This window comes from Wolbachia endosymbiont of Mansonella perstans (genome assembly GCF_020278605.1).
Lineage (GTDB): Bacteria > Pseudomonadota > Alphaproteobacteria > Rickettsiales > Anaplasmataceae > Wolbachia.
Window position 1 is genome coordinate 1 of the sequence record NZ_JACZHU010000109.1, and the last position, 2,713, is coordinate 2,713.

Below are 2,713 nucleotides of genomic sequence, written 5' to 3' on the forward strand. Positions count from 1 at the left end.
CTATACAAAGAGGAAGCTATTTTTGAATACAAACTTGAAGAAGGTATAAAGAAAGGTATAGAAGGAGGAAAAATTGAAGTGCAAGGGCAATGCCGGCCAATAATGTTGATGTTGTGATACTACTGTCAAATTTACTGCTCTTTCTATTAGTAAGATTAAAGAATTAAGTAAAAACCAGTAAACGGTTACGTTTTCTTTATAAAGTGTGCAATGTTATAAGTACAATCAATATGCCGTTACCAAGACTCGAACTTGGGACCTCGTCATTACCAATGACGTACTCTACCATCTGAGCTATAACGGCAAGATTTATATATAATGATAATGAATAACACAAAAAAGAATAAGGAAAAGGAAAAAGAGAGAAAAAGATTAGCAAAAGCTTTAAAGCAAAATATTCTAAAAAGAAAAAAGCAACAACAGGGTAGAAAAAATGCCAGAACTACCGGAAGTGGAAGTAATATCTAACTTTTTGTTTGATAAAGTAAAAGACAAGCAAATAAGCAGTGTTACAGTTAATAATTGGAATTTACGTGTACCGATAACAAAAAATATCGATGATGCGTTAAAAGGTAAAACTATAAACAATATCAAGCGTAGAGGTAGATACATAATCTGGAATACAGACAATGATATAGCCGTTATCATACATCTTGGCATGAGCGGAAAGCTTATATATGCTGAAGATAATCAAATGCAGAATAAACATGATCACGTGATATTTTTGTTTTCCGACAATGCTTCAATGATCTTTAATGATCCAAGAAGGTTTGGGTTGGTTGTCGTTTTAAGCAAAGCACAAGAAGTAAATTTTTTTAATGACTTTGGAATAGAGCCCTTAACGGATGAATTCAATGGAGGCTATTTGAAGAAGCTACTGAAAGACAAGAAAGCAAATATCAAATCAGTATTAATGAACAATAAATTAATAGTTGGTGTAGGTAACATATATGCTTCTGAGAGCTTGTTTAGAGCCCGCATATCACCGCTTAGATCAGCACAAGATTTAACATACAGAGAGTGCGAAAAAATTGCCACTGAAATAAAAAATACTCTAAATGATGCAATTGCTGCAGGTGGTTCAACGCTGAGAGATTATGCGCAGCCATCTGGATCTGTCGGATACTTTCAAAACAGTTTTTACGTATATGGTCAAGTTCAAAAACCTTGCAAAATTTGTAATAACACCATAACACTTATACGACAAAATGGCCGTAGCACTTATTTTTGCAATGTATGTCAGAATTAAGATTCTATTCTTTGGTATGACATTTTCACCTAAAAAAGACCCGTTTGATTTGTTTTCAAAGTGGTACAAAGCAGTGCTCAATTCTCCATGCAAAGAGCCAACTGCAATGACGCTGGCAACTTGTAGCAAAGACTGTATTCCATCTGCAAGAATGGTATTGCTAAAGGAATATAGCAAAGAAGGCTTCGTATTCTTCACTAATATAAATAGTAGAAAAGGAAAAGAATTGACCGAGAACCCCAAAGCTGCATTAGTATTTTACTGGATAGAGTTTTCTAGGCAAGTGCGAGTTGAAGGAGATGTAAAGCTCCTATACGGTGAAAAAGCTGACGAATATTTCTTCTCTCGAGCACGCGATAGTCAAATTAGTGCATGGTGCTCAAAACAATCGAGCGTTCTGAAAAATTGGCAAGATTTTAAGCAAGCTATCGAACTAAAGGAAAAAGAACTTTATAACAAACAAGTTCTTCGCCCTGATTTTTGGATGGGATTCTGCGTAATTCCAAAAGTAATTGAATTTTGGCAAGAAGGTGAACATAGAAGACACACTAGATTTAGATACATCCTTGTTGAAGAAGGCAACTGGAAAATAGAGCAGCTGTATCCTTAACCATGCAACATAACTGCATGAACATTGTTATTTGATAGTGATCTTCACTGGAAAATAAGGCAAAACTTGCTATAACATACTGTCTTTGAAAAAAAATGTCCGTGCAACTATGTGCTGCACACTGGAATAACAGAAAGCAAAACCTTACCTGGTTAGTTTACTTTCTGCTTTCGTGAAGAAGAGCATTCTATCACTTTTTCAATCATAGGTGATAGAATATATTCATTCACTTTTTCAGCTATTGGCTCAATAATATACGCTGTTGCAAAAAGCTTTGCATTGGCGCTATGGCTACTATCACTGCGTCTATTAAAACTGCAGATCCTGCTCCAAGCATTGCACAAGGAAAAATAACAGCTGCAGCAAGACCAACTCCAATTGCGGTGCTTGTAGTGCACAACCAAGCATGTGTGAAAAGATCTTCTTTGGAAAATGTTCTTTCTCTCGTACTATTTGTATATACTATATACAAATAATATTGCAGGAACAGCGGCAACAACCTCACCTATTACCACAGGTAATAAAGCTGTAAAGCTTAATCCCAAACCCATAAGTGCTCCTATTATAGCCCATGCTGCCTGATAGTATAGAAAATTCTTTAGCCTCTCCCTTCGTATAACCACCCCTAATTAGTAAATAGTAACGTTTTCTGTAGAGTTTTAAACCTCTCTATTGCTATTATAATTAGGTTAATTGAGTAAGCAAAGTAATTTCTTTATGGAGTGGCCTTGGCGAAGGAACGGAATAAGGACCTTGACTTACAATCACCCCCAACCCCTATGATGTTATCCCAGTGCCTCCTTTTTTTGTCATTCCAGTACTTGATACTAGGATCTACCATATTAAACATCAAG

General features: G+C 35.7%; 4 protein-coding genes and 1 tRNA gene. 4 read left to right on the plus strand and 1 reads right to left on the minus strand.

Annotated features, from left to right (window positions below):
* Nucleotides 1-231: 231 nt before the first annotated feature.
* Nucleotides 232-304, minus strand: a tRNA-Thr gene (locus IHO13_RS05055).
* 20 nt (nucleotides 305-324) lie between these two features.
* Between IHO13_RS05055 and IHO13_RS05060 the strand changes: the two genes are divergently transcribed.
* The 4 genes from IHO13_RS05060 to IHO13_RS05075 all read left to right on the plus strand — a co-directional run bounded on the left by IHO13_RS05060 (nucleotide 325) and on the right by IHO13_RS05075 (nucleotide 2,335).
* Nucleotides 325-468 carry a hypothetical protein gene (locus IHO13_RS05060; protein ID WP_225538564.1) on the plus strand — a complete coding sequence of 48 codons (144 nt, stop codon included), beginning with the start codon at nucleotides 325-327 and terminating at the stop codon, nucleotides 466-468.
* Nucleotides 434-1,249, plus strand: a complete 816-nt coding sequence (gene mutM / locus IHO13_RS05065) for a bifunctional DNA-formamidopyrimidine glycosylase/DNA-(apurinic or apyrimidinic site) lyase (RefSeq protein WP_225538565.1) — start codon at nucleotides 434-436, stop codon at nucleotides 1,247-1,249. The genes IHO13_RS05060 and mutM overlap by 35 nt, the downstream gene beginning before the upstream one ends.
* 16 nt (nucleotides 1,250-1,265) lie before the next feature.
* The gene (gene pdxH / locus IHO13_RS05070; protein ID WP_225538566.1) at nucleotides 1,266-1,859 is read left to right on the plus strand and encodes a pyridoxamine 5'-phosphate oxidase; all 594 of its coding nucleotides are present in this window, start codon (nucleotides 1,266-1,268) and stop codon (nucleotides 1,857-1,859) included.
* A 287-nt stretch (nucleotides 1,860-2,146) separates the two neighbouring features.
* Nucleotides 2,147-2,335: a hypothetical protein gene (locus IHO13_RS05075; RefSeq protein ID WP_225538567.1), complete on the plus strand. Its 189-nt coding sequence runs from the start codon at nucleotides 2,147-2,149 to the stop codon at nucleotides 2,333-2,335.
* Nucleotides 2,336-2,713 lie beyond the last annotated feature (378 nt).